The sequence below is a fragment of the Shimia sp. MIT910701 genome, assembly GCF_047126315.1.
Taxonomy (GTDB): Bacteria; Pseudomonadota; Alphaproteobacteria; order Rhodobacterales; family Rhodobacteraceae; genus Shimia.
The window spans coordinates 3294219-3321212 of sequence record NZ_CP138953.1 but is presented as its reverse complement, the minus strand read 5'-3'; the positions used below and the strand labels follow the sequence as shown (position 1 = coordinate 3321212).

Genomic DNA, 26994 nt, shown 5'->3' with positions numbered 1-26994 from the left:
ATCAGGAGGCGTAGTTTCCAACCCAACGGTTGTTGAGGCCTTCCAGCTGTTGGGCAGTCACCCCTTCCAGGAACACGGTTGTTTGGCCGTTGACCTGTACAAACACACCATTGCCGTCCGCGTCGTCCACAAGATTGATGAAGGGCGGCGAGAACTGATCCACTGGCATCGGATCGCCATTGTCGTCGACAAATGTGATGACGTCCTTGTCTTGGCCGTATTGTGTGGTGGGCTCAAAATCCCGGATATGCACGACGGCACCAGCATCTGCGTGGCGGACCACTTCAAAGGTGTTGTAGCCTTCACCGCCTTCCAGAACATCGCCGTTGTCGCCGATCAGGTGATCGTCCCCGTCGCCGCCGATAAGCGTGTCGCTGTCTGTCGGATCCTCTCCGTCGTCCTGGCCATTCAGCAGATCGTCCCCACTGCCGCCTTTGAGCAGGTCAGTGCCTTCACCGGCTTCCAGCGTGTCATCGCCAAATTTGCCCAGCAGGTAATCATCGCCGTCGCCACCTTCTAGCAGGTCGTTGCCGAAGCCACCGCGTAGCGTGTCATCGCCATCGCCGCCATCGACCACATCATCACCATTGCCTGCAAAGAGCAGGTCGTCCCCGCCCGCGGCCTCCACTGTGTCATTGCCCCCATAGGCGCGGATGACTTCTGCGTCGTCGGTGCCTGCGAGGTCGTTAGAAGCGCCCGTGCCGTGGTTCGACTGAACCTGAGGTCCCACGAGGTTGCCAAGCCAGCTGTCGATGTTGTCTTGCAGCTCACTGGCGGTGACGCCGGCGACAAAGGCCACATCCACGCCGTCAAGTTGCAGGATCGCACCGCTGCCATCTTCGGCATCATGAATGCACAAGGCGGTGGTGTCCGGATTGTTAAAATCGGAGGCCGGCAATAGCTGTCCGTTTTCATCCAGCAGGGTGATTGTCTCGGCGTCGTTACGGTCCTGCTCGGTTGGGTCAAAATCGGTGATTTGCACCACCTCCGCGCCGTCCGGGTCGACCACGACTTCAAAGTCGTCGATGCCCGCGCCGCCGGTCAGCACATCGCCGTTGTCGCCAATCAGACGGTCGTTGTCATCCCCGCCTTCCAATGTGTCGCTGTCCGCACCGGACACCGCGCCATCGCGGCCATCCAGAAGGTCGCTGCCAATGCCGCCCTTGAGCACATCGGTGCCGGTGCCGGCCAGCAACGTATCATCGCCAGACTTGCCCAGCAGGTAGTCGTCTCCAGAACCACCTTCCAAGGAGTCATTGCCATCCATGCCGCGCAGCACGTCATTACCCGTGCCGCCATAGACAGTGTCGTCACCGGCACCCGCCAGCACACGATCGTCACCGCCGTTGCCATCAACAAGGTCGTCACCGCCATAGGCGCGGATGGCATCGTCGCCTTGGCCGCCGGTCAGTTCTTCCGCACCGCCGGTGCCAAAAATCGGCTCAGGCGTGGGCGCGGACGTGTTGCCAAGCCAGCTGCTTGTGTCGTTGAGCAAATCGCTGGCGCTCACGCCTTCGACCAAAGCCACAGTCACATCGTTGAAACGCAAGAGTGCCCCGGTGCCGTCTTCGGCATCCACAATGGTCAACATTGGCGCGTCGAGTTGGAGGAGATCCTCCAGCGGGATTTGATCGCCGTTTTGATCCAGCAGAGTGATGGTTTCCACTGCATCGCCGTCAACTGCGGTCAGGTCAAAGTCGCGGATGTGCACCATGGAGTCACTGTTGGGATCAACAATCACCTCAAAGCTGTCCACGCCCGCGCCGCCGGACAGCACGTCGCCATTGTCACCATACAGCAGGTCATTGCCATCGCCGGCTTCTAGCGTATCGCTATCAGTGGCATCTTCGACGCCATCGGTGCCGTCGAGCACATCATCGCCACGCCCGCCTTTTAGCAGGTCAGTGCCGGTGCCGCCGCTCAGACTGTCGTTGCCATCTTTGCCTAGCAGATAGTCGCTGCCTGCCTCGCCAAACAGCCAGTCATCACCTGTGCCGCCGCGCAGGGTGTCCTCGCCCTCGGCGCCATAAAGTTCGTCATTGCCGTCTCCACCAAACAGCAGGTCGTTTCCGGCAAAGGCCTGCATCAGGTCGTTGCCACCATAGCCACGCATCACCTCGTCTTCGATGGTGCCGTGCAGAATGTCACTGCCGCCGGTGCCGGTTTCAGATGTTGGTTCCAGCGGTGGTGTCGTCCCATCCGGGCCTTCAACATCATCATCGTTTTGCGGGGTGGCAACCATGGCGCCCAAGGCCAATGCGGATGTGCTCAGCAACAGTGTAAGTAACATGGAACGATGGTCCTCCTAACGCACAAGACAATGATTTTGTGGAAATCACAGGTTTGTCCTTACATGTTAAGCGGTTGTTTTCAACAAATGGATCGCCGTTAACCTTTAATCATGTGGAAACAGTGTGTTTCTCCGAGTTTGGGCCGGAAAACTGTGGTTTTGGCGCAATATCAAGCACATGGCTGGCGACCACTCTGGCACCAAATATCTACATCGGAAGGGAAGAAAGTGGTGGGCGACCTTGGAATCGAACCAAGCGTGCGTCTCCGCGAGGGAGTTACAGTCCCCTGCCACACCTTGCGGCCTGTCGCCCACTTTCTTGAGGCCCGCTGGCCTCGGTGTGAGGGGGTATTTATTGGCAGTTGTTGGGGGCGTCAACCAGAAAATACCTTGCAGAGCCCGCTTCTTTTCCGCATTGGTGAACCCTCTATATTTTGAAGGTGTCAGAGCGATGAAAAAACCCAAATGGGTCGTGCAGAAAGAGCAGCAGAAACGCAAAGATGCGGCGGAAACCGTCTGGTTGTTTGGCCTGCACGCGGTGCGCGACGCTCTGGCGAATCCAAAACGTGAAAAACTGCGACTCATCGTGACCAAAAATGCCGCGGATAAGTTGGCAGAGGCCATCGCTGAGTCGGGTATGACGCCGGAGGTGGTAGACCCGCGCAAGTTCAACGCGCCGCTCGATCCTCAATCTGTACACCAGGGCGCTGCGCTGGAGGTGAAGCCGCTCAATTGGGGCAAGCTCTCGGATGTGGCCATTGCCGATGACGACCGTCCGCAGCGGCTCATCCTGCTAGATCGCGTGACCGATCCGCACAACGTCGGCGCCATCCTGCGCTCCGCCGAAGTGTTTGGCGCCCTGGCGGTGATTGGCACCCGCCACAACTCTGCACCGGAAACCGGCGCTTTGGCCAAAACCGCCAGCGGGGCGCTGGAACGCCAACCCTATCTGCGCTTGCGCAATCTGGCGGACACGATCACCGAGCTGCAAGCCATGGGCTACATCGTGTTGGGCATGGATGGCGAGGCCGAGGAGACCATCGAAACCGCGCTGGCAGGCCGCCACGATGCTCCCATCGCGTTGGTTCTGGGGGCTGAGGGACCGGGTTTGCGGCAGAAAACCAAAGAGACGGTGGATCAATTGGTGAAGATCAACTTCGCAGGGGCCTTTGGCTCTCTCAACGTGTCCAATGCCGCGGCCGTGGCGCTCTACGCCACCTTGCCACGCTAAAGCACCTCCAAATTCTTCTCCTTCTACAAATATCCCCGCCGGAGGCTCCCATCCGCGCCTCCGGATGCCTAGATGGAATAGGCAGACCATCACTCAGAGGAGCGCGCGGTGCCCCATCCCTCCAAAATCGCCACCTGTTGTTACTGCGGCGCGCGGGCCGCGCTTGTGCTCGCTGGGGACACCCGCCACGAGCTTGCCTGCAGCAGCTGCGGCGCGCCTCTGCACAATCTTAAACAAATGCCTGTGCCGGCGCGGGGCAGGGAGCCGGCGCATTTTTCCCATCCGATCCGCACGCCAAAGTCCAAAGGCAAACCGGCGCATAAATCGGACAAACGCACGGCGCATTCCAAGAAAACTTGGCACGACGCACCCTACGAAAAGAAGAAAAAACCCAAGAAGAAACGCGGCAAATGGGCCAAGGATTTGTTTGAGGATGTGTTTGACGTGATTGAGGATATTTTCGATTGAGCGGAATTCTGCCCAATCCGTTAACCACTTGTTCATGAGAATCTCGCACGCTCTTGTCATCCAATTCTGCGAACATACGTAGTGATACAAGAGACACGGTTTACGGAGCTTCCGTGTTTCCCTTCACTGTCCCTCGTTCCGAACCTGCGCCCAAGATTCCCTCTTGGGCGCTTTTTTTTGCCTGTTGTTCCCTGCGGGCTGCGCTAGGGTGCGGCCACCACTTGCTGACCGGGGCCAACCATGACTGACACCGACGTTTTCCTGCGCGACATCCTCAAGCGCACCAACACCATTGCCGTGGTGGGCGTGTCGATGAACCCGGTGCGGCCCAGCTATTATGTGGCGCGGTACCTGTCGCTTAAGGGCTACACCGTCATTCCGGTCAACCCCGGCCATGCCGGCAAAGAGCTGTTTGGCGCCACGGTGATGCCCAGCCTGAGCGCCATTGAGGAACCGGTGGATATGGTCGATATCTTCCGCCGATCCGAGGCGGTGCCACCGATTGTGGATGAGGCGCTGGCGCAGTTTCCCGCCCTGCAAACCATCTGGATGCAGATTGGCGTGGAACATTCCGAGGCAGCGGCGGTGGCGGAGGCGAAGGGTGTGGATGTGGTGATGAACCGCTGTCCCAAGATCGAGTATCAGCGTCTGTTTGGCGAGCTGCGCATGGGCGGTTTCAACACCGGCGTGATCTCGTCCAAGCTCTAGGCAGCAGGTTTGTCCGCTTTCGGCGCTTTCACCAATTCGCCCATGATCTTGGACAACTCGTCTTTGCGGAAGGGTTTGCCCAGACAGGCGTTCATACCGGCTTTTAGGTAGGCGTTGGTCTGCTCCGGCAGAATATTGGCGGAGAGCGCCACGATGGGTGTCTGTTGGTTGGGCCCGGGATGCGCCCGCAGGATTTCGGTGGCCTCCATGCCGTCCATATCCAGCAACTGGATGTCCATCAGGATCAGATCATAGCGTTTGGCGGCACAGCGTTGCAGGGCAGGGCGGCCATCGTCCACCATATCGACCACCACGCCCATGCTCTCCAGAAAGCGGCGCACAATCATCTGATTGGTGCGGTTGTCTTCCACAACCAACACCTCAACGCCGTCAAAGCTCTCAGGCGCAGCCGTGGCCATCTGTGGCTTGCTGGTCTCGGGGGCGTCGGCTGGCACCAGCGGGACAGTGAACCAGAAGGTGCTGCCTTTGAACGGCGCGCTCTCCACGCCAATTTCGCCTTCCATGAGCTCCACAAGCTCTTTGGAGATCGATAGGCCCAAACCTGTGCCGCCATAACGCCGGTTGGTCGCGGAACTGGCCTGTTCAAACTTGTTGAACACCCTCGCTTGCGCCTCCTGTGTGAGGCCAATGCCCTCGTCGCGCACAGCGACATAGAGCAGGCTGTCCCGTACGGACATCTCCAGCGTGACGGCCCCATCCTGAGAAAACTTGATCGCATTGCCGACAAGGTTGGTAACCACCTGATTGAGCCGTGTCGGGTCGCCAGAGATCCAGGCGGGTACATCGGCGGCAATCTCGATGCTTAACGACAGGTCTTTGGCCTTGGCCGCGCCAGATTGTCCTGCGGAAATCGCGGTCAAAAATTCGCGGGTGGAGAACGGAATGCTCTCGATGCTGATGCCATGCGCCGCAATTTTGGAGTAATCCAATACATCATTGATCAGCGTCATCAGGCTGCGGCCTGAGCTGCGTCCTGTGGCGACCAGAGACTTTTGATCTTCGGTGAGATCAGTCTCGTCCAACAGCTGAAGAATACCGGATAACCCATTGAGTGGCGTGCGAATTTCATGGCTCATCTTGGCCAAAAACTCGCTCTTCTCTCGATCTGCGCGTTGAGCTTCATCTCGCAGCTCAATCAGGTGCAGTTCTTTGCGCTCAATCTCGTTGTGAAACAGGGTCAGGCCGGTCATCAGCGTCACCGCCACAGCCGCCACCACAACCATTGAGCCAAACGGCAAGTGGTCTTGCCAAAGCGCCGCGAGGATCAGGTTTATGCTGACTACTCCCGTTGCAACCCAGGCCGCCCGTTTGCCAACCAACAGCAGCGCTAACACGGGCGGACCAATCAGGAAGATCTCCTGCCGCCATTGGTACTGCGTATCATAGATCATCTGAATATTGGTGTGGAACAGATACAGGCCAACAAACGCGATCGTTGCAAGAACTTTGCTTTTGGTGCGATGCCAGATCAGCGGAACAAGGAAATAGGCCAGCACACAGACCATGGAGGCGATGGTGACCGAGGTGGAGAACTGCGTGTCCGAGCTCAGGATGTGCGCATTGTGCAGTGCCGCCACCGACCCGATAATGCCAGAGAACCCACACAAAAGCTTTGCGCGAGTTTCCTCAAAACTGTGGTCCTGTTCCTGCATTGGCCAGAAGTAATCCTGTAGCCGGGCAAGAACCCCATGTGGCGGTTTGCTGGTCATGACATGTTTGGTCTGGTTAACTTGTATGATGACATGCAGTTCAAAGTGTTAAATTTACCTGAAATCCCGTCGCCGCGTGTCGCTATTTCGTTAAGAAATGCAGGCATTTTTACTGTTTCCGGCCTGCCTGCACGACGTGGCGCTCTTCCCAGTTGTATCGGCTGTCTTCCAGTACCGGCGACCAGAACAAATAGCCGCCAAAGCGCCAGGGGTCCAAGACGATGCCCTCGCGCATCTTGCCACCCCTGGCGCTCATCACAACGGTGCTATGCTCGATCAGGATGGTGTCGTGGTTGGCAATGGCGCGGTGCATGTCCAGCGTCTGAAACCCTTCCAGACGCAGGCGGGTTTGTAGATCATCGGCCCAGTGCCAGCACAGCCCACGTGGGCGCAGGCCCTGATTGACCTTGGCGTTGTGCATCAGCGCGCCGTCGGTGACGTTGTAGTCCTGCCGCAAGACCAGCGAGTAGGTGTAAGCAATCTCCGCCGCCCGTGCCGCTTCGGCAGGGTCCACAACCGGATCAAGGGAGATCAGCGCTTGGGTCAGCCCCGCCACATCGGCTGGCGCCTGTTTTTGAGGTGCGCCACACGCCACCAAAACCACTGCCGCCAAAAGCGCCAGTCCCACCCGCAATTTTGCTATCATCTGCTCGCTGCCCCTTGGGTTTTTGCGCGACTATAATCGTGACCGCGCAAATGCCCAAGCGTTTGCTTAACCTTTGGGGCGCGCAGCTTTCTCGGCCACGCCGCTGATGCCCTGACGCCGTGCCAGCTCCGCCAGCACATCGTCCAGCGCCACATCCCGCGCTTCCAGCATCACCAGTAGGTGATAAAGCACGTCCGCCGCCTCATAGGTCAGCTTCTCTTGGTCACCTTTCACGGCTTCAATCACCGCTTCAATGGCTTCCTCGCCGAACTTTTCGGCGCATTTCTCAGGCCCTTTGGCCAGAAGCTTCGCTGTCCAGCTGCTTTCTGGGTCCGCTTTGGCGCGCTCGGCAATGGTTGCGGCCAGATCGTTTAGAACACTCATGTCAGCCTCATCGGAATACCGGCGTCGTGCATATATTGCTTGGCTTCCTGCACGGTGAATTCGCCAAAGTGGAAGATCGACGCCGCCAGGACCGCGCTGGCACCGCCTTTGGTGACCCCTTCGACAAGGTGATCCAGGTTGCCTACGCCGCCGGAAGCAATCACCGGCACGTTCACCGCGTCGCTGATCGCTTTGGTCAGGGGCAGGTTAAAGCCCGCCTTGGTGCCGTCGCGGTCCATTGAGGTCAGCAGGATTTCCCCTGCGCCTTTGGCCACCACCAGCTTGGCAAATTCCACCGCATCAATGGGATTGCCGTCTTTGTCCAAGGCGGCTTTGCGCCCGCCATGGGTGAAGATGCCCCATTTGTTAGGCTCACCGTTTTCGTCATGTCCAATGGTTTTGGCGTCAATTGCACAGACAATGCACTGGCTGCCAAATTGCGCGGAAGCCTCGGCAATCACATCCGGATTGGCCACCGCCGCAGAGTTGAAGCTCACCTTGTCCGCCCCTGCAAGCAACAGACGCCGCACATCGGCCACGGTGCGCACACCGCCGCCCACGGTGAGCGGCACAAAACACTGCTCCGCACAGCGCTGCACCATATCAATCATCACGCCGCGATTGTCGTGGGTCGCATGGATGTCCAGAAAACAGATTTCGTCGGCGCCAGCCGCGTCATAGGCGCGCGCGGCTTCCACCGGGTCACCGGCATCACGCAGGCCAACAAAATTCACACCTTTGACCACACGGCCATCAGCGACATCCAGACAGGGAATGATACGGGTCTTCAGCATATCGGAGCTTTCTCAAAGCGTTGCGCCTCTCCTTAGCGTGACAGGGCGCAACGTGCAATCTGAGACAATCCGATCAAGCTGGGGTCAGGCTGCCCGTGCCACCCGCACCAGCGCATCCCGGGCAATCAAAATGTGAAATGGCATGATTGTCGCCAGATACATCCGCCCAAACAGGTTGTTGCGGTGCACCCAGGTGGCGACAAACACCTTGCCGCCTTCAGACAAAACCGACACGCGGAAGTTCAGGTGGCTGTCATCAAAGCCGGCAATCACTTCGGTGTCGCTCTCACTCTCCACCGGAAAGATGCCCACGCAGTCTTTTCCTTCAGGGGCTTCGGTGCGCAGACCAAAAGGCTTGACCAGGATGGTCCGCAAGTTGGCCAACATCTGCGCCCAGCCGGGGAAATTGGTGACAATCTCGGCAGCCTGGCGCGGAGGCATATCGCTGTCGATGCAATAGCAGTCCAGAAAGTCCTCTGCACCTATGCGCGCGTGCAGGTCGCTGCTTTCCGGAAGCGGGGTGGCGGTGACATCAAAGAATGAAACGGACATCTGCGTCTCCTGAGTTGTTCGCACACTCAACTTGGGAGCCACAACTGGAAACGCCAAGGCGTCAGAAGGTCACGCCTCCTCCTCAGAGCCTGTGGTTTTGCGCCGCAGGTCTTGGCCGATCATCACCAAAAGCGTGAGCACAATCACAAAGCCCACTGGCATGCTCAGCAGCAAAAAACCGGCATTGGCATAGGCGGCATTCAGTTGTGTGGCGATGTTTTCGCCGTCCACCCAGCAGCCATCGGTGTGCATGGCCATGCCAAACTTGCAGCCACTTGCCTCTGCCGTGCTTTGGGCCCACCACACCAGATAGGCTGGCCACACACAGGCGGCCAGCAACAGGGTCAAGACGCCATAGGCAATCTTGCGCCGCAGTCTCACGCTTTCAGAACTTTGAGCGCTTCACCCAGATCAATCGCGCCATCATACAGCGCCCGGCCGGAAATCGCGCCGTTCAGCTCTGCGCCGCAATTTTTCAACGCTTTCAGGTCTTCAACAGAGCTCACGCCACCGCTTGCGATCACCGGGATCGACACCGCTTTGGCCAGTGCCGCAGTGGCCTCGACGTTGGGGCCCTTCATCGCGCCGTCGCGCAGGATGTCGGTGTAGATGATCGCACACACACCATCGTCTTCAAACGATTTCGCCAGATCGATCACGTCTACATCGGTTTCTTCGGCCCAGCCCTTGGTCGCCACTTTGCCGTTGCGCGCATCAATGCCCACGGCGACTTTGCCTGGGAATTCCTTGGCCGCCTCACGCACCAAGTCTGGGTTTTCTACTGCCACGGTGCCAAGGATCACGCGGGACAGGCCTTTGCCAATCCAGCGCTCAATGGTGGCCATGTCGCGAATGCCGCCACCCAGCTGTGCAGGCACGTTGGTCTGCTTGAGGATCTCTTCCACCGGTGTGGCGTTGATCGGAATGCCAGCAAAGGCGCCGTTCAGGTCCACCAGATGCAGCCACTCACAACCCGCTTCGACAAATTCCAGCGCCTGCGCTGCCGGGTTCTCGTTGAATACGGTTTCCTTGTCCATGTCGCCATGCAGCAGACGCACGGCATTGCCATCTTTGAGGTCAATTGCGGGATAAAGGATCATGGGGCAGGGGCCTTCTTATCATGTCGCGCCGAAACCGGCTGTTAAGATTGGTTTTGCATGGTGCCGTCAAAATTGCAACGCGGCGAGACATCACCACCTGACCCAAAGTCAGGGTTGATGCGACTCATAGCCTTGCCGCAGAGTTTCGGGCAAATACACGGGAGGAAAATGATGAAAAAAACGCTAATGGCTGCAGCCATGACGCTTGTTGGGGCCACAGCGGCCTTCGCAGACCCCATTTATGGCACCTGGAAAACCATTCCGGATGACAACGGCAACTACGGCCTGATCTCAGTCGCCGCTTGCGGCAGCAAGATTTGCGGCACGCTGGCCAAATCCTTCAACCCGGATGGCAGCGAGTTGAACTCGCCCAACAATGGCCGCAAGATCATCTGGGATATGGTCAACGATGGTGGCGGCAACTACAGCGGCGGCAAAGTCTACTCGCCGGATCGTGACAAGACCTACAAAGGCAAGTTGGTGCTCTCCGGCAATTCGCTGGCCGTCAGCGGTTGTGTGTTGGGCATCTGCCGCAGCGGCGGCAGTTGGAGCCGCGTGAAGTAACCTATCTCGTCAGACAGAAGAAAAGGCGCGGCAGGACCGCGCCTTTTTTGTTTGCTTGGAGGTCGGTTACACCGCGCCGGTGTATTCGCCGCGTGCGGGGTAGTCGTTCTTGATCGCAAAATCCAACGCCCCCAGAAGCTCGCTGAAATGCGGGCGCACAAACGGCATGGTCTGCACCGAGCCATAATATAGCGCCTGCTCCGGGCTCACCATGAACAGACCCGGCTCGCTGAATAGCGCAGGCTCTTCAATGCCAATCGAGGTTTTACCGCGCGAGGTGGAGATATAAAGACCCCAGTCCTTCGCCACATCCAGCGGCAGATCATAGGCAATGCGCAGGCCGGTGGCACCGATTTTCTCGGCCATGTCCTTGGCGCGCTCTTCGCCATCGCTGCTCACGGCCACGCAAGTCACACCGCGCTCGGCAAAGGCCTCCACCAGCTTTTCCAGCTCTTTCAGGTAAGTGGCGCAGATCGGGCAGTGCAGGCCGCGATAGAAACACACAACGGTGCCGCGCTCAGAGCCTTCTGCGGTCAGGTCAAAGGTGCCACCACCCACAAGTGGCAGGCTCAGGTTGGGGGTTTTTTGACGGGGGATCAGCATAGGGTTGTCCTCTTGTTTTGTGCTTGCTGGACTTATTGTAGGTTTCTGTGTCAAATAAATCCGATTGATCGTGCATAAAATCCGGAATTCCACATGGACCGCCTGACGACACTTGTTGAGAAATTTCACCTCACCGTGCATCCCGCCACGCTGACGGAGGCCAATCTGATCGCCAAAGCAGGCGCGGATGGCACCCCGGCGAGGGTGGTGTTTCTGACACGCGGCACCTGTACGACGTCATGCGCTGGCGAGGTGCTCTTTGCCGCGCATGTGGACTGGATGGGGTTGACCAACCCGTTGATGGCCGCCTTGCCGGATGAGGTGCGCTATGACCTCAGCGGTGAAGAAGACAGCCGCGCCCTGGTGCGCTTGATGGCGGAGGAAACCACCGCCAACCGCTGCGGCGCGCAATCGGTGATCAATCGTCTTGGCGAAGCCCTCATGGTGCGCTTGCTGCGCGACCAGATTTCCCAAGGCACCACTGACGTCGGCTTGCTGGCTGGTCTGGCGGACCCGCGCCTCAGCCGCGCCATTGTCGCCATGCATGATTTTCCGGGCCGGGTCTGGAGCAACGCTGACCTCGCGCAGGAAGCGGGCCTGTCCCTGTCGCGTTTTGCCGAACTCTTTGCCCAAACGGTGGGCGAAACCCCGATGGGCTACCTGCGCCGCTGGCGGCTTATTTTGGCGCACCAGGACATCACCCGCGGCGACCGCGTAGATGCAGTAGCCCGCCGCTACGCCTACAATAGCCCGGAAAGTTTCACCCGCGCCTTTCGCAAAGCCTATGGGGCTGCTCCCACAGCATTACGCGTGGCTTAACTTGGCAGATTCTCAGTCCAGAAATATCCCGGGGTGAATTGCGCGTTTGCGCAAGAGGGGCCGGCCCCTCTCACATCGCCTTTTAAGGCGCCCACGTCAGGAAGTTGCCAATCATCCGCAGGCCAATGTCCTGGCTTTTTTCCGGGTGGAACTGCATGCCCACCATTGTGTCACGCCCGATGATGGCGGTCACGTCGCCACCATAGTCCACATGCGCCAAACGCTCTTCCGGCTTGGTCACGTGGAACTGATAGGAGTGCACAAAATAGGTGTGGTCGCCGCTGTTGATGCCATCAAGCAGTGCGTGCGGGTGGTCAATCACCAGATTGTTCCAGCCCATGTGCGGCACTTTTAGGCTGACATCACTGGGTTCAATCTTCTCAACGTCGCCCTCGATCCAGCCCAGCCCCTTGGTTAGTTCGTATTCATGACCGCGCGACGCCATCAGTTGCATGCCCACGCAAATGCCCAGAAACGGCCGGCCTTTGCCTTCGACCGCTTCCACCATCGCGTCATAGATACCTTTGTGGCCACGCAGCTCGGCGGCACAGGCCGGAAACGCGCCATCACCGGGCAGCACCAAACGGTCCGCCTTGGCCACCACATCTGCATCCGAGGTCACAACAACCTCGCCGCCATGCACCTCTGCGGCCATCCGTTGAAAGGCTTTTTCGGCAGAGTGCAGGTTGCCGCTTTCATAATCGATGATCGCTGTGAGCATGATCTTGGTCCCGTTTTACGTGTCGCTTCCAAGTGAAGCGAAACGCCGCGCGGGTCAAGAGGCTGCGGGGCAGGGTGGCGCTTTAGGTCTTGGCCTGTGTGCCAATCCGGTCAATCAGCGCCATGACTGCCTCAAACGGGCTGTCTTCAATCGGCATGGAGGTGCAGCCAAACTCGCCGCCAATGTAGAGCAGCGTAAAGCCGTGAATCAGCGACCAGACCTGTGCCTCGACAATATGCGGGTCTTCACCCTCCGGCACAAATGGCGCACAGACACCGCGTAGAATGAGATAGGCCTCAGCCTCTTCGCGGTTGTCTTTACGCGGCGCATGGATGCCCAGCCCATGTTCGCCAAACATCACCTTAAGCAATCCACTGTGGCTCAATCCAAACTGCAAATAGCCGCGACAGATGCTGCGCAGACGTTCACGGTCGGTCTGTTCACCTGCTTCAATCGCGTCCGTCATGTATTTGGAAAATATGTCAAACCCTTCCTCGGCAATGGCGGAAATCAAGCCTGACATGCCTGCGAAGTGATGCGCTGGCGCTGCATGTGACACTCCGGCGCGCGCCGCACATTTGCGCAACGTGAGCGCTTCCAGCCCGCCTTCTTCCAACAGGTCAATGCCCGCCTGGATCAGCGCGCGTTTGAGGTCTCCGTGGTGGTGGCGGGTTTTTGCTGTGGTCATGGGCCCAAACTAGCCTGTGACTTGACAGTGTCAAGCAGTTCTGATTTTTACAGCGTCAAGATTAACTTTACGGTGTCAAATTTGATCGGAGTGTCCCATGTATCCCATCCCCAAGCGCCCACTGTTGCCGCGCAGCCTGCCGCTGATCTGGTTCCTGTCGATTGCCATTGCCTTGGCCTCCATGCGGTTTCTGATTGCAGACATCGCCGTGGTGATGCCGATCATGCTGCATCACGCGCTGGAACGGCCGATCTTGATGTATGGTCACATTGCGCTTGCCCCCGTGGCACTGGTGCTCTTGCCCTTGCAGTTCAGCACCAAACTGCGCTTGCGCCTTCCAATGATGCATCGCTGGCTTGGACGGCTCTACGGTCTGATGATCCTGCTGTCCGGCCTGTCGGGTTTCTTCCTGGCTTTGCGCACAGAGGAGGGGCCCGTCGCAGCCTCCGGTCTCGCGGCCCTCGCAGTGGTCTGGCTCAGCACCACCGCCGTGGCGATCTACCTGGCCATCCAGCGTGACATCCCGGCCCACCGCCGTTGGATGATCCGCTCAGCGGCGCTGACCCTGTCCGCCGTCACCTTGCGGTTCTACCTGCCCATTGGCGAACTCACAGTGGGGTTTGACACGGCTTATCCGCTGATCTGCTGGGCCTGCTGGGTGCCCAACATGTTCATTGCGGAGTGGCTGATCCAACGGGAATTCCGCGGGATGAAACCTGGCTGGGAAGCGGCCTGAAGCAACCGGTGGTCTGCGACACAATGGGGCTGGGTACCCTTGTCACTCTTCCTCATGTGCAAAGCTTGCGTCGAACCGCCCCAGGCGCAGATCTTTTGGATTAATCCAAAAACACACGTTTTTGCCCGCGTGTTCAAAGCCGATATCTGGATCGGCACCGATCGAAAACAGCCGGGTAGTGTCTGCATATTTTTTTAGATTTCGACCGCCAAACATTGTGTTGACTGTCACTGAACTGGCCCGATTTTGCGTGTTTTCAGCGGGGTTAAAACGACGTTCTTGCCAGTTATGAAGTGCGGTGATCACGTTCCAATGATGCGATGACAGTTCTCGGTCCATAATTTCGTTGTCAAAATCGTAGTTTTAGTCTTCAAAGTCGCGCAGTTGCACGTTCCACTTGGCATAGCCCTGCGTCGGGGTTTCAAGATACCAATAGGATACGTATTCGGTTTCGATTGTCGGAAAGCGCGGGGTTGGTCTTGGCGGGTACACTGAGACATCTTCCGGCACGTAAATCACCTGAGAGCCCTGTTGACCCATCGTGCCGGAAGCGGGGGCATAAATCGTGTCATAGAAGAAAAACAATGTTCCTGTTGTTGGCATTTCGGGCAGGTGATCAAACTTGGCAACTTCGGCCAAATTGATCTGCCCAAGAAAATGCATCGGAACAGTGAGGTCGTCTTCAGTATAGGTCGGCCAATCAATGTCTGGCGGCAGCGTTGGCTCGCCGCCAATCCAACACCCCGGTGCGCCGGGTGTGTCTGCATACACCGTTTTGTAAAACTGAACGCCGCGACAGGTTTCCGCTTTGAGGCGGTTTTCCATCTCTTCGCGTGTGGGGATCCGCTGCCATTCCCGCTGCTGTGCTTCAAAATCATCCATAACACGACACTCAATTCAATCTATGCGTGTTTCTTGTATTGTGGATTGCGAAAAGGCACCATCATAAAAAAGAGCCCGCGCTTGGCGGGCTTTCTCACGTCTTCGATTGTAAGCTAACTTACAGCGCGCCTTTGGTCGATGGGATGGCATCTGCCTTGCGCGGGTCCACTTCCACCGCTTCCCGCAAAGCGCGCGCCACGGCCTTGAAGGTGGCCTCGGCAATGTGGTGGCTGTTAAATCCGTGGATCTGATCCACATGCAGGGTGATCCCGCCGTGGGTCGCAAAACCCTGGAAGAACTCCCGCACCAACTCGGTGTCAAAGGTCCCAATCTTCTGGGTTGGCATCTCCAGATTCCAGATCAGGAACGGACGCGCGGACAGATCAAGGCTCGCTCGCACCTGCGCATCGTCCATCGGCAGGTGGCAAGTGGCATAGCGGCGAATGCCTTTTTTGTCACCCAACGCCTGCGTCAGCGCCTGACCCAGCGAGATACCCACATCCTCAACCGTGTGGTGATCGTCAATGTGGTAATCGCCCTCGGCGCGGATGGTCATGTCAATCAGGCTGTGGCGCGACAGCTGATCCAGCATGTGGTCAAAGAAGCCCACACCAGTCTGGTTGTCATAGGTGCCGGTCCCGTCGAGATTGATCTCTACGGTGATCTTGGTTTCCGCGGTGCTGCGGCTCACGCTTGCCTGACGCATCTGGTCATCCTTCGCTGATAGTCGGCCACCTTATAGGCAGCCCTCCCGCGCGGGCCAAGGGGGCGCAGTTTGCGATTGTGGTCAGGGTGGCATTTGTGCCAGCTTACACCCAAACCGACATGAGGGCTTTTATGACCACCTGCGTCTTTATCCAGATCCGCTGCAAACCCGGCACAACCTACCGCGTGGCCGAAGAGATCGCACTAAAAGAAATCCACTCCGAACTGCACTCCACCAGCGGCGACTATGACCTGCTGATGAAACTCTACATCCCCGAAGGTGAGGATGTGGGCAAGTTCATCAACCACCATATGCTCGACATTCCCAACATCGAACGCACCTTGACGACATTGACGTTCAAAGCGTTCTAGACCCTGCCATACAGGAGACCGCCATGGCCGATTTGGAAACCAACAAAGCCAGCGCCATGGCGCTCTACGATCTGATGTTCAATCAGAACAAGCCACGTGAGGCCGCAGAGGCTTACCTTGGCGAGGAGTACATCCAGCACAACCCGCACGTGGGCGACGGCAAAGAAGCCTTCATCGCTTACTTTGAGCGCATGGCCGCAGAGTATCCCGGCAAGAAGGTGCACTTCAAACGCGCCATTGCCGAGGGCAACATGGTGGTGTTGCACTGCCATCAGGAATGGCCGGGTGACGAAGACTACGCCGGCATCGACATCTTCCGCTTTGATGACAACGGCAAGATTGTGGAGCACTGGGATGTGTTGCAAACCATCCCAGCGACCTCAGCGAATAAGAACGGGTTGTTCTAGACGGGCTTCCCGTTGATCCAGGTGGCGGCGATGGCGCGGTCATCGCCCATCATGATGGTGGGGAAGAGCGCTTCCCACAAATCATTGGCCCGCGCGGACCGCTGCGCAATCTCCGGCGTGCTTGCCAAGTCCAACACCACCAGATCGGCCTCCATGCCGACAGCCAGATTGCCAATCTTGTCTTCCATATGCAGCGCCCGTGCCGAGCCTTGCGTGGCCAGCCACATCAACTCTGCCGCGTGCAGCGGGTTGTGGCGCAGTTGCCCAACCTCATAGGCGCTCGCCATGGTGCGCAGCATCGAAAAACTGGACCCGCCGCCGGTATCACTTGCTAAGCCAACCCGTTGACCGGCGGCGATTAGACCCCCCATGTCAAACAGGCCAGAGCCAATGAAGGTGTTAGAGGTCGGGCAGTGGATCAAACCAGCCCCAACCTCGCGCAGCCGATCCTTTTCACGCTCTTCCAAGTGAATAGCATGACCGTAGAGGCCTTTTTCGCCCAAGAGACCAAATTTCTCATAGGTGTCGAGATAGTCCCGTGCCTCAGGGAACAGATCTTTGACCCAGGCAATCTCGTCGGTCTGTTCACTCAGGTGGGTCTGCATCAGGCAGTCGGGATGCGCTGTCCAAAGACTGCCAAGCGCCTCCAACTGTTCCGGTGTGGAGGATGGCGAAAACCGGGGTGTGATAGCGTAGCTGATCCGGTCCAGGCCGTGCCAGCGATCAATCAGCGCCTTGCTGCCATCATAAGCGCTCTGCGGCGTGTCGCGCAGCCCCTCAGGTGCGTTGCGATCCATACAGGTCTTGCCGGCAATCACCCGCTGTCCTCGGGCCTGCGCCGCCTCAAAGAAGGCGTCCACCGATTCCGGATGAATGGTGCAGTAGCTCGCCATGGTGGTGACGCCGTGTTTGGCAGTGAGGTCGAGGTACATGGCAGATATTTGATCCGCATAAGCCCGATCGCCAAAGCGCATCTCTTCGGGGAAGGTATAACTGTTGAGCCAATCAATCAGCCGCTTGCCCCAACTCGCAATGATACCGGTTTGCGGGTAATGCACATGAGCATCGACAAACCCCGCAGAGATCAGCTTGTCGCCATAGTCGAAAACCTCCGCAGTGAGGTAGGCTTCGCGCATAGCATCTGCTGTGCCAAGCGCCACAATACGGCCCCCCTCAACAACAACCCCGCCATGGCTCTCATGCCGGGCGGCGTCGACACCGGCCTCAAACGGATTGGCGGCAAAGCTCAGCGTCTGCCCAAGCAGTAGGGTCTGTGCGCACATAATTTTCTCCAATCTCTTGAGGGCGGGTCTTTTTTCGGCCCCAACCGGTCGTGTCCCATTGAGTCCCAGCTTTGATTTAATCTATGGTCCGCAGCAAGTCCAAGACCACACAAACTGGTCCTTCGCCAAAAAAGGAGCGCGTCATGTCCAACACAGAGTTGCAGACCGCCCCAGAATTGGACGTGGAAGACTACACCCTGTCCAAAAAACTTGTAGCAGGCGTGCTCTATGCGTTGGAAGCGCAGGACCGCGCCACGCTGGTCGAACTGACAGAGCCACTGCACCCTGCGGATATTGCCGACCTTCTGGAACAGATCAACCCCTATGACCGGCGCCGCCTTGTGGAGCTTTATGGTGAGGAGTTTGACGGGGACATTCTGTCGGAACTTGACGAAGGCCTGCGCGAAGAGGTCATGGGCATCCTCAATCCCGAGGTTCTGGCCGAGGCCGTGCGGGAGTTGGAAAGCGATGACATCGTGGATCTTGTTGAGGATCTCGATGAACCGGCGCAGGAAGCCATCCTTGAAACGCTTGAGGATGCCGACCGTGTCGCGGTGGAGCAGGCGCTCAGCTACCCGGAGAACACCGCTGGCCGTTTGATGCAGCGTGAAACCGTCTGTGCGCCGGAGCACTGGACGGTGGGGCAGGCGATTGACCACCTGCGCAATGCCGAGGAGTTGCCCGAGCAATTCTATCACGTGATCCTTGTCGATCCGCGTATGAAGCCCATCGGTAATGTCACCTTGGGCAAACTCATGTCCTCTCGTCGGGATCTGCCGCTCAAAGACCTGATCGAAGACGTGTTCCAGATCATCCCGGTGACGCAGGACGAGGAAGACGTCGCCTATGCCTTCAACCAGTATCACCTGATCTCGGCACCTGTGGTGGATGAGGATGAGCGCTTGGTAGGGGTGATCACCATTGATGACGCCATGGTCGTGCTTGATGAGGAGCACGAGGAAGATATCCTGCGCATGGCGGGGGTGAGTGATGAGGCCAGCCTGTCTGACACCATCCTTGATGCCGCCAAAGGCCGCGCCACTTGGCTGTTTGTGAACCTGCTGACGGCCATCGTGGCCTCTGGTGTGATCAATCTCTTTGCCGACACCGTGGATCAGATGGTCGCTTTGGCGGTGTTGATGCCGATTGTCGCCTCTATGGGGGGCAATGCCGGCACGCAGACCATGACCGTGACGGTCCGTGCGCTCGCCACCAAAGACCTCACCGCACAGAACGCTTGGCGGGTGATCCGGCGAGAGGTGTCTGTTGGGGCGCTTAACGGCGCGCTCTTTGGTCTGATCATGGCTGGGGTGGCCGGTGTCTGGTTTGGCGTGCCGATGTTGGCGCTTGTGATTGCCGTCGCCATGTTCCTCACCCAAATCGCCGCCGCGCTGGGCGGTATTCTGATCCCCATGGCGCTGGAGCGCTTGAACATCGACCCGGCTTTGGCCTCCGGTCCTTTTGTCACTACCGTGACCGACGTGGTGGGCTTCTTCCTCTTTCTTGGGCTTGCGGCCCATGTGCTGCTTTAACGCGGAGACGTTGTTGATGGACCTGACAGAACAAAAAGCCGCCGCGCGCAAAGCCGCCTTCGCCCGCCGCAAAGACGCCTTTGGCAACGCGGGCCCGGGACAGTCCGCGCATCTCTCCGAAGTGCTGGCAGGCTACCGAGGCGTACCCCTCGCAGGCTACATGCCCATCCGCACCGAAATTTCTCCGCTCGCAGCCATGGCCGAAGCTTCCGCGCACGGCCCCGTCGGGGTGCCCGTGATCCAGGGCGAGGCCATGCCGCTGGAGTTTTCCCGCTGGGAACCGGACGGCGCTTTGCGTGACGGCCCCTTTGGCGCACAGGTGCCTGTCAAGGACAACTACTTTGACCCGGAGATCGTGATTGTGCCGCTGGTGGCGTTTGACATCAAAGGCGGGCGGCTCGGTTATGGCGGGGGGTTTTATGACCGCACGCTGGAACGCCTGCGGTCTCGTCGCGCCACCTTGGCAATCGGCTTTGCCTTTGACGCACAAGAGGCTGACCACTTGCCTTTGGAAGACACCGATCAGCCTCTCGATATGATGATCACAGAAACCCGCATCATCGAGTTCTAAACCTTAGAGGTCCGGGTTGGCTCCGGTCGCATTGATGCGGAAGTACTCCCAGGCATCCTGCTCACCGCCGCCTTTGAACTTACAGACGCCATATTCGTTGCCTTCCGCATCCTTGCGGATCTCATAGCCGTGCCCCTGGTTGATACAGAAGGTCGCCGCAGGGTTGGCCGCATCCGCCGCTTGGTTGGGAGAAGAATAGTCGTCACAGGCGGCCAGCGTTGCCAGCGCGCCCACCGCGGTCAGGGTCAAAATTGGTTTCATCAAAAACATCCTGTGTTGTCGGGTCTTGCCTCAATCTATCGCGCCATACACTCGGAACAAGAGCCTTCCGCCAAACATGCCCGCCAATACGTCATTCTTTGCCGATTGGTGTGCCCGCCTCGCTCTTTGCCCAGTTCGTTCCTGTTGTTGCCATATTTGGTTGCAAAAAAATCAGATGAAACACGTTTTAGGGTATTTGGTATGATTAAAGAAGCGTCCCAACCGGTTCAGGTGGTTCTGGTATTTGATAACGCCCGCAGCTTTGGCAAACAGTTTAAACACTTGGAAAGGCTGTTGGCGCCACTGCAAGAGGCACTGCACTCTCACGGTACATGGCAGCACCTCAAAGGCTTCAGCGCGCCTAATTTGTTGGGAGTCTCTTCGGAAAATACGCATGTCACGATTCAGCGTTTTGACAAACCGATGGCGCTTGATGGGTTTGCAAGCATTCTCAGCAATCCATTGATCACCAATCTGCGCCCGGATGTGGCAAAGGCGCTTCTTCAACACAAATGCGCCCTGCTGATCGAGGTGGGACCGGGCAGTGTGCCGGGGTTCACCCAAGCTTTTGCGGCAGCGGGCTTTGACGATGCAATGGCCACGGCGATGGATGATCTGCTCGGCGGCGTTACCAAGCGCGACACCTTTGAGGAACGTATGTTGATAGCGCAGGCTGTGGGCTGTGCGCTGATTGATCAGATGATGCCGAGCGCGGTGCATTGGGGGCAATCTCATCAAGCCTTTGACGGGTCGACCTTTAAGCGCCTTGCCTCTAGTGGGTTCAATCTGCTTCTATATGTGGGGGCCTATCCTTATGACGCACAGCAACTGGAAGATGGCAATGTGCAGCTGGGATTGCGTGGATTGGGGTCGCAGGCGTTGCTTGGCAAAATGGTGATGTGTGCACCAGACACAAAAGACTGGATGGAAAACTACCAAATAATGCTGGCGTTCATCTCCTATTGCCGCAGCATGGGGCGCATGCTTGGTGATAATGAAACGTTCGGCGCTGATGGGCCGGACGCACCTGTGTATGAAGTGCAGCACAATAGCGACATTCCCGAACTGCCGGATGGTTATATTCTGTTGAAGCGGCGATGTGACGAAGCGTCCAAGCCCATGGCACTCAAAACCATGACAAGCAGCGAAAACAATCTTCGCGCCGCCATGCTTGGCAAACGCAATAGGCTGCCGCGTGACATACGCAACCGACCCAGCATTGGCGCGCGCAGCATAGGGGCAAAAGCGCAAATCGCCCGTGGTGCTGCACGCGTTTACAAAGTTGGGCGCTTCGCTTTGGGACTGGCAGTTCTCTATTTTGTACTCACACAGATTCACATTCCCGAAGCCCTGCTTCCGGACAGTTTTGTGGCCTCCAGCGCGCGTCCTTAATGCGTGATCTGACGGAATTTTGCCCAGCGGCACTTCGTGACTTGAGAAGCGCCCGGAACAGCGGTACCCCCATTGTCCATGAAGATTCTTTTCCTCGGTGATGTGATGGGGCGCGCCGGACGCGCGGCTGTGGTGGAACGCCTGCCCAAGCTGCGCGAAGACTGGCGGCTGGATTTAGTCGTGATCAACGGCGAAAACGCCTCCAACGGCATGGGGCTGTCTGGCGCCCACGCCAAGGCGCTGCTCGACGCGGGGGCCGATTGCATCACGCTAGGTGATCATGCCTTTGACCAAAAAGACATGCTGCAGTTCATCCAGAACGAACCGCGTATTATTCGCCCGTTAAACTACGCCCGCGGGGATGTGCCGGGCAAAGGCTTCCGTGTGTTCAACGCCCAAGGCGGACGCAAAGTGCTGGTGGCCCAAGCGCTGGGCCAGGTGTTTATGAAACAGCCCTATGGCGATCCGTTTTCAGCCGTAGATCAGGTGTTGCGCGCGCATCCGCGCGGCGGGTTGGTGCAGGCGGCGATTGTCGACATGCATTGCGAAGCCACTTCGGAGAAAATGGGCATGGGCCATTTCTGTGATGGCCGTGTCAGCCTCGTGGTGGGCACCCATACCCACATCCCGACAGCAGACACCCAAATCCTGCCCGGCGGCACCGCGTTTCAGGCGGACGCCGGCATGTGTGGCGATTACAACTCGGTGATTGGCATGCAGAAAGAAGAGCCCATGCGCCGCTTTGTAACAGGCATGCCAAAATCGCGTTTCACCCCTGCGCTGGGCGAAGCCACGCTGTCCGGGGTCTATGTCGAGACTGACGACCGCACTGGCGCTGCCAAACGCATCGAAATGGTGCGCCAGGGCGGTCGGTTGAGCCAATGCGGGCCAGCCTAAGGTGCCACTGGTCTACTGGATCATTGTCCTTCTGGCGATTGGCACCGGATGGGGTCTGAATCAGCCCTTGGCCAAAATCGCCGTTTCAGAAGGCTATGAGCCGCTTGGCCTGATTTTCTGGCAACTCGTAATTGGAGCGGCGTTCCTGTTTGTGTTGCGATTAGTTACGGGCAAATCCGTGGCCCTACCACGCAACAAGCTCTGGTTCTTCATGCTGATCGCATGCCTTGGCACCATCATTCCCAACAGCTTTTCCTACCGCGCCGCGGCGGAGCTGCCCTCTGGTGTGATGTCGATTGTGATCTCGCTGGTGCCGATGTTTGCCTTTCCGATTGCTTTGCTGATGGGCACCGACCGGTTCAATTGGCTCCGCCTTGGCGGCTTGGTGGCGGGACTCATTGGCGTGATCATCCTTGCCGAACCCGAAGCTTTGCCAGACCCGGCCATGGTGGCCTTCCTCCCCATCGCCGTGGTTGGCCCGCTGTGTTATGCCTTTGAGGGCAATGTGGTGTCCAAATGGGGCATGCACGGGTTGGGCGCGGGCCACGTGCTCTATGGCGCCTCCGTTGTCGGGGCCATTCTCGCGCTGCCACTGGCTTTGGTCTCTGGCCAGTTCATTGACCCGCGCACCGAGTGGAACGCGCCCGAATACGCGTTGGTCTTGTCGTCCGTGATCCATGCTTGTGTCTACACCGCCTATGTCTGGCTGGTGTCCCGCGCCGGTGCCGGCTTTGCCGCGCAAGTCAGCTACGTGGTCACCGGCAGCGGCGTTCTCTGGGCCATGTTGCTGCTCAAAGAACAGTATTCACTCTGGGTTTGGGCCGCATTGGGGCTGATCCTGGTGGGCATGACCTTGGTGCAGCCACGTATCCAAGCTGAAACCGCCTAAAATCTCTTGCCCGACAGGGTCTTCATGGTAAATGTTGGCCGCTGGTAAAGACGGAATTGGTATGGATCTTTTTGCATTTTCGCAGACCACTCAGGCGGTGCTTGCGCTTTTGACCGTGGCGGGCATGTTTGTGCTCTTCCTGCGCGAGGCCTATCCAACCGAAGTGGTGGCCATTGGCGGCGTTGCCGTGCTGCTGTTCCTGGGGGTCCTGCCGTACCAAGCCGCGCTTGACGTGCTCTCCAATCCGGCGCCATGGACCATTGCCGCCATGTTCATTGTCATGGGCGCGCTGGTGCGCACCGGGGCCCTGTCGGCCTTTACGGCACTGGCAGACGGGCAGGCGCAAGAACGCCCACAAGTGGCCATCACCGTGCTCCTGTGTTTTGTGATCCTAGCTTCGGCATTTGTGTCCAACACCCCGGTGGTGGTGGTGATGATCCCGGTCTTCACCCAGCTGGCGCGTACTTTGGGAACGTCGGCCTCTAAGTTGTTGATCCCGTTGAGCTATGCCGCGATCATGGGCGGGACTCTGACGCTGATCGGTACGTCTACAAACCTCTTGGTGGACGGTGTCGCGCGTGATCAGGGATTGGAGCCTTTCAGTATTTTTGAGGTCACGCCGCTGGGTCTGATCATTGTGGTTTGGGGGATGGCCTACCTCTACTTTGTGGGACGACGCCTTTTACCGGAACGCGCCAGCATGGCGGACCTTCTGTCCAACCGCAGCCAGATGAAATTCTTCACAGAAGCGGTGATCCCGCCGGAAAGCAACCTGATAGGCCGGGAAGTCTCCGGCGTGCAATTGTTCAAACGCGATGGCGTGCGTCTAATCGACGTGATCCGCGGGGACACCTCGCTGCGCCGCAACCTCGGCGCGGTCACGCTTCAGGTCGGTGACCGTGTGGTTTTGCGTACCAAGATGACAGAGCTGCTCAGCCTGCAGCGTAATAAATCCCTGAAACGACTTGATCAGGTGGGTGCGGTCGAAACCACCACAGTGGAAGCGCTGATCACACCGGGTTGCAAGATGGTTGGTCGCCGGCTCGGCGCGCTGCGCCTGCGCCGCCGCTACGGCGTCTATCCACTGGCGGTGCACCGTCGGAACCAGAACATCGGCCAACAGCTGGATCAGCTGGTAGTGCGTGTCGGCGACACGCTGCTGCTTGAAGGGGCGCCTGAGGACATCCAACGTCTCGCCACCGACATGGATATGGTTGATGTGTCTCAGCCGTCAGAGCGCGAGTATCGTCGCGGGCATGCGCCCATTGCCTTAGGGGCCATGGTGGGCATCGTGATCTTGGCGGGGCTTGGGGTCGCGCCAATTCTTTACCTCGCCATTCTTGCCGTGGCGGTGGTGCTATTGACGCGCTGCATTGATGCGGAAGAGGCGTTTTCCTTCGTCGATGGCCGTCTGTTGTCGCTGATCTTCTCCATGCTGGCCATCGGGGCAGCTCTTTCACACTCCGGTGCCGTGTCGCTGATCGTGAACAATCTCGCACCAGCTTTGCAGGGCCTGCCACCCTTCCTGCTAATCTGGGCCATCTACCTGCTGACCTCGGTGCTGACGGAGCTTGTGTCCAACAATGCTGTGGCCGTGGTGGTGACGCCTATCGCGGTGGGACTGGCGCAGGCCATTGGTGTGGACCCGCGTCCCTTGGTGGTCGCTGTCATGATTGCCGCTTCGGCTAGCTTCGCGACGCCGATCGGCTATCAGACCAACATGCTGGTCTTTGGACCGGGTGGCTACAAGTTCACCGACTTCATGCGTGTCGGCATTCCGCTGAACCTGTCGATTGGCATTTTGGCCTCCGCGCTGATCCCGTTTTTCTGGCCGCTTTAACGCTGTTGTATCAAGGGGCAACGCGCGGTGCGTTTACCGTTGCGCGTTTTGCGGTGGCGGAAAAACGCACCTCCGCGAAACAGTCGTGATACCGACAATATACCGACGTGATTTTGAGGCCATTTAGGCCGGTTAACAGCCCAACAAAAAACGCGCCGCAGAGGTCTGCGACGCGTCGAATTTTGATCCGGTGTAGATCACTTCTTTTTGCGCGGTGGCATCAAGTCGGTGATCGTGCCTTCAAACATTTCTGCGGCAAAGTTGACCGTCTCGGACAGAGTGGGGTGCGGGTGAATGGTATGGCCCAGATCAACCGCATCCGCGCCCATTTCAATGGCCAGAGCCACTTCTGCAATCAGGTCACCAGCGTTGGGTCCAACGATCCCCGCGCCAATCACGCGCTCGGATTCTTCGTCGAAAATCAACTTGGTAAGCCCTTCAGAACGGCCCAGAGACAGCGAGCGACCGGACGCCGCCCAAGGGAACACTCCCTTGCCAACCTTCATGCCTTCGGCCTTCGCCTGTGTCTCTGTGACACCCACCCAAGCAACCTCAGGATCGGTGTAAGCCACCGATGGTATCACCCGCGCATCAAAGTGGCGTTTGTGGCCCGCAGCCACCTCTGCCGCAACCTTGCCCTCGTGCACAGCCTTGTGCGCCAGCATAGGCTGGCCAACCACGTCACCAATGGCAAAAATATGAGGCACACCAGTGCGTTGCTGACTGTCGACGCCGATGAACCCACGCTCATCCACAGCCACACCAGCCGCCGCCGCGTTGACCTTCGCCCCATTCGGGCGACGCCCCACCGCAACAAGCACTTTGTCAAACGTATCAACCACTTCGCCCTTGGGGCCTTCCATGGTGACCTCAAGACCAGCGTCCGTTGCTTTAACCGCCGTGACTTTGGTTTTGGTTAGGATGGCCTCATAGCGTCCTTCGATCCGCTTGTGCAGCGGTTTAACAACGTCTTTGTCCGCCCCCGGAATAATCTGATCCATGAACTCAACGATAGTCACTTTTGAGCCCAACGCATCGTATACAGTTGCCATTTCCAGGCCGATGATGCCGCCACCCAGCACTAGCAGGCGCTCAGGCACATCTTCCAGCTCCAGCGCGCCGGTGCTGTCGATCACACGTGGATCATCATGTGGGATGAAGGGCAGTGTGACCGGCTCAGAACCGGCTGCAATGACACATTGGTCAAAGCTGACGGTGGACTTTTCGCCGTTGTTGTCGACCTCAATCATGTTGGGCCCAGTGAAAGTGCCATAGCCGTTCACAACCTGAACCTTACGGGCTTTCGCCAAACCACCAAGGCCACCAGTCAGTTGATTTACAACACTTTCTTTCCAACTGCGCAGCTTGTCGAGGTCAACCTCGGGCTTGGAAAAGCTGATGCCATGCTCTGCCATTTCCTCAGCTTCAGTGATCACCTTGGCAGAGTGCAACAGCGCCTTGGACGGGATACAGCCCACGTTCAAACAAACCCCGCCAAGCGAGCTGTCTTTCTCGATCAGCACAACCTTTTTGCCAAGGTCCGCGGCGCGGAACGCCGCTGTGTAGCCACCTGGACCGGAACCCAAAACCACCACTTCGGCATGCACATCACCTGCGCCGGATGCTGTGCCAGTCGCGGCCACAGCCTGTGGCGCTGCAGGTGCTTCTGGCGCGGCCGCTTTGGGTGCTTCTGCAGCGCCCTCTGCTTCCAGCACAAGGATCACGCTGCCTTCGGAGACATTGTCGCCTTCGGCCACTTTGATGTCCTTCACCACGCCAGCGGCAGGAGAAGGCACTTCCATGGTGGCTTTGTCGCTCTCGATCTCGATCAGCGGGTCTTCAGCGGCAACAGTGTCACCGACAGAAACCAGAACGGAGACCACAGGAACTTCGGAAAAGTCCCCAATATCAGGTACTTTGACGTCCATC

Annotated in this window: 31 protein-coding genes and 1 tRNA gene; 14 read left to right on the top strand and 18 right to left on the bottom strand. The window is 58.2% G+C overall.

The annotated features are described in order from the left end of the window. Window position 1: 1 nt before the first annotated feature. Entirely contained in the window at window positions 2–2290 is a 2289-nt protein-coding gene (locus tag SIB38_RS16140) for a calcium-binding protein (RefSeq protein WP_412550606.1), read from the bottom strand. A 229-nt stretch (window positions 2291–2519) separates the two neighbouring features. Beyond that, a tRNA-Tyr gene (locus tag SIB38_RS16135) sits at window positions 2520–2603 on the bottom strand. Between the two features lie 138 nt (window positions 2604–2741). Here SIB38_RS16135 and rlmB point away from each other — a divergent pair. The 3 genes from rlmB to SIB38_RS16120 all read left to right on the top strand — a co-directional run bounded on the left by rlmB (window position 2742) and on the right by SIB38_RS16120 (window position 4697). After that, window positions 2742–3521: a 23S rRNA (guanosine(2251)-2'-O)-methyltransferase RlmB gene (gene rlmB, locus SIB38_RS16130; protein ID WP_294114322.1), complete on the top strand. Its 780-nt coding sequence runs from the start codon at window positions 2742–2744 to the stop codon at window positions 3519–3521. A 108-nt stretch (window positions 3522–3629) separates the two neighbouring features. Continuing rightward, window positions 3630–3989, top strand: a complete 360-nt coding sequence (locus tag SIB38_RS16125; RefSeq protein ID WP_294114325.1) for a hypothetical protein — start codon at window positions 3630–3632, stop codon at window positions 3987–3989. Between the two features lie 240 nt (window positions 3990–4229). Continuing rightward, window positions 4230–4697 carry a CoA-binding protein gene (locus SIB38_RS16120; RefSeq protein ID WP_294114328.1) on the top strand — a complete coding sequence of 156 codons (468 nt, stop codon included), beginning with the start codon at window positions 4230–4232 and terminating at the stop codon, window positions 4695–4697. Here SIB38_RS16120 and SIB38_RS16115 read toward each other — a convergent pair. From SIB38_RS16115 to hisA, 7 genes are all read right to left on the bottom strand, one after another. Further along, complete coding sequence (locus tag SIB38_RS16115) at window positions 4694–6427, bottom strand: ATP-binding protein (protein ID WP_412550605.1); 1734 nt, start codon at window positions 6425–6427, stop codon at window positions 4694–4696. The two genes, SIB38_RS16120 and SIB38_RS16115, sit on opposite strands and share 4 nt — an antisense overlap. A gap of 109 nt (window positions 6428–6536) precedes the next feature. After that, a complete protein-coding gene (locus tag SIB38_RS16110) occupies window positions 6537–7073 on the bottom strand; it encodes a hypothetical protein (RefSeq protein WP_412550604.1) in 537 nt (178 codons plus the stop codon). 66 nt (window positions 7074–7139) lie between these two features. Then, on the bottom strand, window positions 7140–7457 hold the full coding sequence (locus SIB38_RS16105) for a phosphoribosyl-ATP diphosphatase (protein WP_294114333.1): 318 nt from the start codon (window positions 7455–7457) through the stop codon (window positions 7140–7142). Continuing rightward, on the bottom strand, window positions 7454–8251 hold the full coding sequence (hisF, locus tag SIB38_RS16100) for an imidazole glycerol phosphate synthase subunit HisF (RefSeq protein WP_294114336.1): 798 nt from the start codon (window positions 8249–8251) through the stop codon (window positions 7454–7456). Before hisF ends, SIB38_RS16105 begins: the two co-directional genes overlap by 4 nt. Before the next feature lie 84 nt (window positions 8252–8335). Next, a complete protein-coding gene (locus SIB38_RS16095) occupies window positions 8336–8803 on the bottom strand; it encodes a DUF2867 domain-containing protein (RefSeq protein WP_294114339.1) in 468 nt (155 codons plus the stop codon). Between the two features lie 69 nt (window positions 8804–8872). Beyond that, complete coding sequence (locus SIB38_RS16090; protein WP_294114342.1) at window positions 8873–9184, bottom strand: hypothetical protein; 312 nt, start codon at window positions 9182–9184, stop codon at window positions 8873–8875. Next, window positions 9181–9903, bottom strand: a complete 723-nt coding sequence (gene hisA, locus SIB38_RS16085) for a 1-(5-phosphoribosyl)-5-[(5-phosphoribosylamino)methylideneamino]imidazole-4-carboxamide isomerase (protein ID WP_294114343.1) — start codon at window positions 9901–9903, stop codon at window positions 9181–9183. Before hisA ends, SIB38_RS16090 begins: the two co-directional genes overlap by 4 nt. Before the next feature lie 171 nt (window positions 9904–10074). Between hisA and SIB38_RS16080 the strand changes: the two genes are divergently transcribed. Then, window positions 10075–10467 carry a DUF2147 domain-containing protein gene (locus SIB38_RS16080; protein ID WP_294114345.1) on the top strand — a complete coding sequence of 131 codons (393 nt, stop codon included), beginning with the start codon at window positions 10075–10077 and terminating at the stop codon, window positions 10465–10467. A 66-nt stretch (window positions 10468–10533) separates the two neighbouring features. Here the strand turns inward: SIB38_RS16080 and SIB38_RS16075 are convergent, their stop codons facing one another. Continuing rightward, on the bottom strand, window positions 10534–11070 hold the full coding sequence (locus tag SIB38_RS16075; RefSeq protein WP_294114347.1) for a peroxiredoxin-like family protein: 537 nt from the start codon (window positions 11068–11070) through the stop codon (window positions 10534–10536). A gap of 93 nt (window positions 11071–11163) precedes the next feature. Between SIB38_RS16075 and SIB38_RS16070 the strand changes: the two genes are divergently transcribed. Then, a complete protein-coding gene (locus SIB38_RS16070) occupies window positions 11164–11889 on the top strand; it encodes an AraC family transcriptional regulator (protein ID WP_294114350.1) in 726 nt (241 codons plus the stop codon). Between the two features lie 82 nt (window positions 11890–11971). Here the strand turns inward: SIB38_RS16070 and hisH are convergent, their stop codons facing one another. Both hisH and SIB38_RS16060 read right to left on the bottom strand, forming a co-directional pair. After that, window positions 11972–12610, bottom strand: a complete 639-nt coding sequence (gene hisH / locus SIB38_RS16065) for an imidazole glycerol phosphate synthase subunit HisH (RefSeq protein ID WP_294114352.1) — start codon at window positions 12608–12610, stop codon at window positions 11972–11974. A gap of 82 nt (window positions 12611–12692) precedes the next feature. Further along, on the bottom strand, window positions 12693–13298 hold the full coding sequence (locus SIB38_RS16060; protein WP_294114353.1) for a TetR/AcrR family transcriptional regulator: 606 nt from the start codon (window positions 13296–13298) through the stop codon (window positions 12693–12695). A 97-nt stretch (window positions 13299–13395) separates the two neighbouring features. Between SIB38_RS16060 and SIB38_RS16055 the strand changes: the two genes are divergently transcribed. Next, window positions 13396–14034, top strand: a complete 639-nt coding sequence (locus SIB38_RS16055; protein WP_294114354.1) for a DUF2306 domain-containing protein — start codon at window positions 13396–13398, stop codon at window positions 14032–14034. A gap of 42 nt (window positions 14035–14076) precedes the next feature. On the opposite strand, the gene SIB38_RS16050 is transcribed toward SIB38_RS16055, so the two are convergent. The 3 genes from SIB38_RS16050 to hisB form a co-directional block, all read right to left on the bottom strand. Beyond that, window positions 14077–14373, bottom strand: a complete 297-nt coding sequence (locus tag SIB38_RS16050) for a hypothetical protein (protein WP_412550603.1) — start codon at window positions 14371–14373, stop codon at window positions 14077–14079. Between the two features lie 24 nt (window positions 14374–14397). Continuing rightward, a complete protein-coding gene (locus tag SIB38_RS16045) occupies window positions 14398–14916 on the bottom strand; it encodes a DUF1963 domain-containing protein (protein WP_412550602.1) in 519 nt (172 codons plus the stop codon). 118 nt (window positions 14917–15034) lie between these two features. Further along, window positions 15035–15622 carry an imidazoleglycerol-phosphate dehydratase HisB gene (gene hisB, locus SIB38_RS16040; protein ID WP_294114358.1) on the bottom strand — a complete coding sequence of 196 codons (588 nt, stop codon included), beginning with the start codon at window positions 15620–15622 and terminating at the stop codon, window positions 15035–15037. Window positions 15623–15753: 131 nt separating this feature from the next. On the opposite strand from hisB, the gene SIB38_RS16035 reads away from it, so the two are divergent. Continuing rightward, window positions 15754–15993 (top strand): Lrp/AsnC ligand binding domain-containing protein, encoded by a 240-nt coding sequence (locus tag SIB38_RS16035; protein WP_294114360.1) that lies wholly within the window; start codon window positions 15754–15756, stop codon window positions 15991–15993. Between the two features lie 23 nt (window positions 15994–16016). After that, window positions 16017–16400, top strand: coding sequence for a nuclear transport factor 2 family protein (locus SIB38_RS16030; RefSeq protein ID WP_294114362.1), 384 nt, complete (start codon window positions 16017–16019; stop codon window positions 16398–16400). Here the strand turns inward: SIB38_RS16030 and guaD are convergent. Continuing rightward, window positions 16397–17683 carry a guanine deaminase gene (gene guaD / locus SIB38_RS16025; protein WP_412550601.1) on the bottom strand — a complete coding sequence of 429 codons (1287 nt, stop codon included), beginning with the start codon at window positions 17681–17683 and terminating at the stop codon, window positions 16397–16399. The genes SIB38_RS16030 and guaD overlap by 4 nt on opposite strands. A 143-nt stretch (window positions 17684–17826) precedes the next feature. On the opposite strand from guaD, the gene mgtE reads away from it, so the two are divergent. Then, window positions 17827–19215, top strand: a complete 1389-nt coding sequence (gene mgtE / locus SIB38_RS16020; protein ID WP_294114365.1) for a magnesium transporter — start codon at window positions 17827–17829, stop codon at window positions 19213–19215. A 13-nt stretch (window positions 19216–19228) separates the two neighbouring features. After that, on the top strand, window positions 19229–19786 hold the full coding sequence (locus SIB38_RS16015) for a 5-formyltetrahydrofolate cyclo-ligase (RefSeq protein WP_294114368.1): 558 nt from the start codon (window positions 19229–19231) through the stop codon (window positions 19784–19786). A gap of 3 nt (window positions 19787–19789) precedes the next feature. On the opposite strand, the gene SIB38_RS16010 is transcribed toward SIB38_RS16015, so the two are convergent. Continuing rightward, window positions 19790–20047 carry a DUF333 domain-containing protein gene (locus SIB38_RS16010; RefSeq protein WP_294114369.1) on the bottom strand — a complete coding sequence of 86 codons (258 nt, stop codon included), beginning with the start codon at window positions 20045–20047 and terminating at the stop codon, window positions 19790–19792. A gap of 201 nt (window positions 20048–20248) precedes the next feature. Between SIB38_RS16010 and SIB38_RS16005 the strand changes: the two genes are divergently transcribed. The 4 genes from SIB38_RS16005 (at window position 20249) to SIB38_RS15990 (ending at window position 25065) form a co-directional block, all read left to right on the top strand. Then, window positions 20249–21439: a hypothetical protein gene (locus SIB38_RS16005; protein WP_412550600.1), complete on the top strand. Its 1191-nt coding sequence runs from the start codon at window positions 20249–20251 to the stop codon at window positions 21437–21439. Between the two features lie 78 nt (window positions 21440–21517). Then, complete coding sequence (locus SIB38_RS16000) at window positions 21518–22336, top strand: YmdB family metallophosphoesterase (protein WP_294114371.1); 819 nt, start codon at window positions 21518–21520, stop codon at window positions 22334–22336. A 1-nt stretch (window position 22337) separates the two neighbouring features. Beyond that, window positions 22338–23225 carry a DMT family transporter gene (locus tag SIB38_RS15995; protein WP_294114372.1) on the top strand — a complete coding sequence of 296 codons (888 nt, stop codon included), beginning with the start codon at window positions 22338–22340 and terminating at the stop codon, window positions 23223–23225. 61 nt (window positions 23226–23286) lie between these two features. Then, entirely contained in the window at window positions 23287–25065 is a 1779-nt protein-coding gene (locus SIB38_RS15990; RefSeq protein WP_294114373.1) for an SLC13 family permease, read from the top strand. A 197-nt stretch (window positions 25066–25262) separates the two neighbouring features. Here the strand turns inward: SIB38_RS15990 and lpdA are convergent, their stop codons facing one another. After that, window positions 25263–26993, bottom strand: a complete 1731-nt coding sequence (lpdA, locus tag SIB38_RS15985) for a dihydrolipoyl dehydrogenase (RefSeq protein WP_294114375.1) — start codon at window positions 26991–26993, stop codon at window positions 25263–25265. Window position 26994 lies beyond the last annotated feature (1 nt).

What these genes read in the sequence shown, in the direction of transcription:
- SIB38_RS15990 (WP_294114373.1), top strand. Translation starts at nt 23,287, where the DNA reads ATGGATCTTTTTGCATTTTCGCAGACCACTCAGGCGGTGCTTGCGCTT.
- lpdA (WP_294114375.1), bottom strand. Translation starts at nt 26,993, where the DNA reads ATGGACGTCAAAGTACCTGATATTGGGGACTTTTCCGAAGTTCCTGTG.
- hisH (WP_294114352.1), bottom strand. Translation starts at nt 12,610, where the DNA reads ATGCTCACAGCGATCATCGATTATGAAAGCGGCAACCTGCACTCTGCC.
- mgtE (WP_294114365.1), top strand. Translation starts at nt 17,827, where the DNA reads ATGTCCAACACAGAGTTGCAGACCGCCCCAGAATTGGACGTGGAAGAC.
- SIB38_RS16010 (WP_294114369.1), bottom strand. Translation starts at nt 20,047, where the DNA reads ATGAAACCAATTTTGACCCTGACCGCGGTGGGCGCGCTGGCAACGCTG.
- SIB38_RS16105 (WP_294114333.1), bottom strand. Translation starts at nt 7,457, where the DNA reads ATGAGTGTTCTAAACGATCTGGCCGCAACCATTGCCGAGCGCGCCAAA.
- SIB38_RS16000 (WP_294114371.1), top strand. Translation starts at nt 21,518, where the DNA reads ATGAAGATTCTTTTCCTCGGTGATGTGATGGGGCGCGCCGGACGCGCG.
- SIB38_RS16075 (WP_294114347.1), bottom strand. Translation starts at nt 11,070, where the DNA reads ATGCTGATCCCCCGTCAAAAAACCCCCAACCTGAGCCTGCCACTTGTG.
- guaD (WP_412550601.1), bottom strand. Translation starts at nt 17,683, where the DNA reads ATGTGCGCACAGACCCTACTGCTTGGGCAGACGCTGAGCTTTGCCGCC.
- hisB (WP_294114358.1), bottom strand. Translation starts at nt 15,622, where the DNA reads ATGCGTCAGGCAAGCGTGAGCCGCAGCACCGCGGAAACCAAGATCACC.
- SIB38_RS16080 (WP_294114345.1), top strand. Translation starts at nt 10,075, where the DNA reads ATGAAAAAAACGCTAATGGCTGCAGCCATGACGCTTGTTGGGGCCACA.
- SIB38_RS16050 (WP_412550603.1), bottom strand. Translation starts at nt 14,373, where the DNA reads ATGGACCGAGAACTGTCATCGCATCATTGGAACGTGATCACCGCACTT.
- SIB38_RS16045 (WP_412550602.1), bottom strand. Translation starts at nt 14,916, where the DNA reads ATGGATGATTTTGAAGCACAGCAGCGGGAATGGCAGCGGATCCCCACA.
- SIB38_RS16120 (WP_294114328.1), top strand. Translation starts at nt 4,230, where the DNA reads ATGACTGACACCGACGTTTTCCTGCGCGACATCCTCAAGCGCACCAAC.
- SIB38_RS16070 (WP_294114350.1), top strand. Translation starts at nt 11,164, where the DNA reads ATGGACCGCCTGACGACACTTGTTGAGAAATTTCACCTCACCGTGCAT.
- rlmB (WP_294114322.1), top strand. Translation starts at nt 2,742, where the DNA reads ATGAAAAAACCCAAATGGGTCGTGCAGAAAGAGCAGCAGAAACGCAAA.
- SIB38_RS16115 (WP_412550605.1), bottom strand. Translation starts at nt 6,427, where the DNA reads ATGACCAGCAAACCGCCACATGGGGTTCTTGCCCGGCTACAGGATTAC.
- SIB38_RS16140 (WP_412550606.1), bottom strand. Translation starts at nt 2,290, where the DNA reads ATGTTACTTACACTGTTGCTGAGCACATCCGCATTGGCCTTGGGCGCC.
- SIB38_RS16055 (WP_294114354.1), top strand. Translation starts at nt 13,396, where the DNA reads ATGTATCCCATCCCCAAGCGCCCACTGTTGCCGCGCAGCCTGCCGCTG.
- SIB38_RS16030 (WP_294114362.1), top strand. Translation starts at nt 16,017, where the DNA reads ATGGCCGATTTGGAAACCAACAAAGCCAGCGCCATGGCGCTCTACGAT.
- SIB38_RS16110 (WP_412550604.1), bottom strand. Translation starts at nt 7,073, where the DNA reads ATGATAGCAAAATTGCGGGTGGGACTGGCGCTTTTGGCGGCAGTGGTT.
- SIB38_RS16035 (WP_294114360.1), top strand. Translation starts at nt 15,754, where the DNA reads ATGACCACCTGCGTCTTTATCCAGATCCGCTGCAAACCCGGCACAACC.
- hisF (WP_294114336.1), bottom strand. Translation starts at nt 8,251, where the DNA reads ATGCTGAAGACCCGTATCATTCCCTGTCTGGATGTCGCTGATGGCCGT.
- SIB38_RS16095 (WP_294114339.1), bottom strand. Translation starts at nt 8,803, where the DNA reads ATGTCCGTTTCATTCTTTGATGTCACCGCCACCCCGCTTCCGGAAAGC.
- SIB38_RS16005 (WP_412550600.1), top strand. Translation starts at nt 20,249, where the DNA reads ATGATTAAAGAAGCGTCCCAACCGGTTCAGGTGGTTCTGGTATTTGAT.
- SIB38_RS16060 (WP_294114353.1), bottom strand. Translation starts at nt 13,298, where the DNA reads ATGACCACAGCAAAAACCCGCCACCACCACGGAGACCTCAAACGCGCG.
- hisA (WP_294114343.1), bottom strand. Translation starts at nt 9,903, where the DNA reads ATGATCCTTTATCCCGCAATTGACCTCAAAGATGGCAATGCCGTGCGT.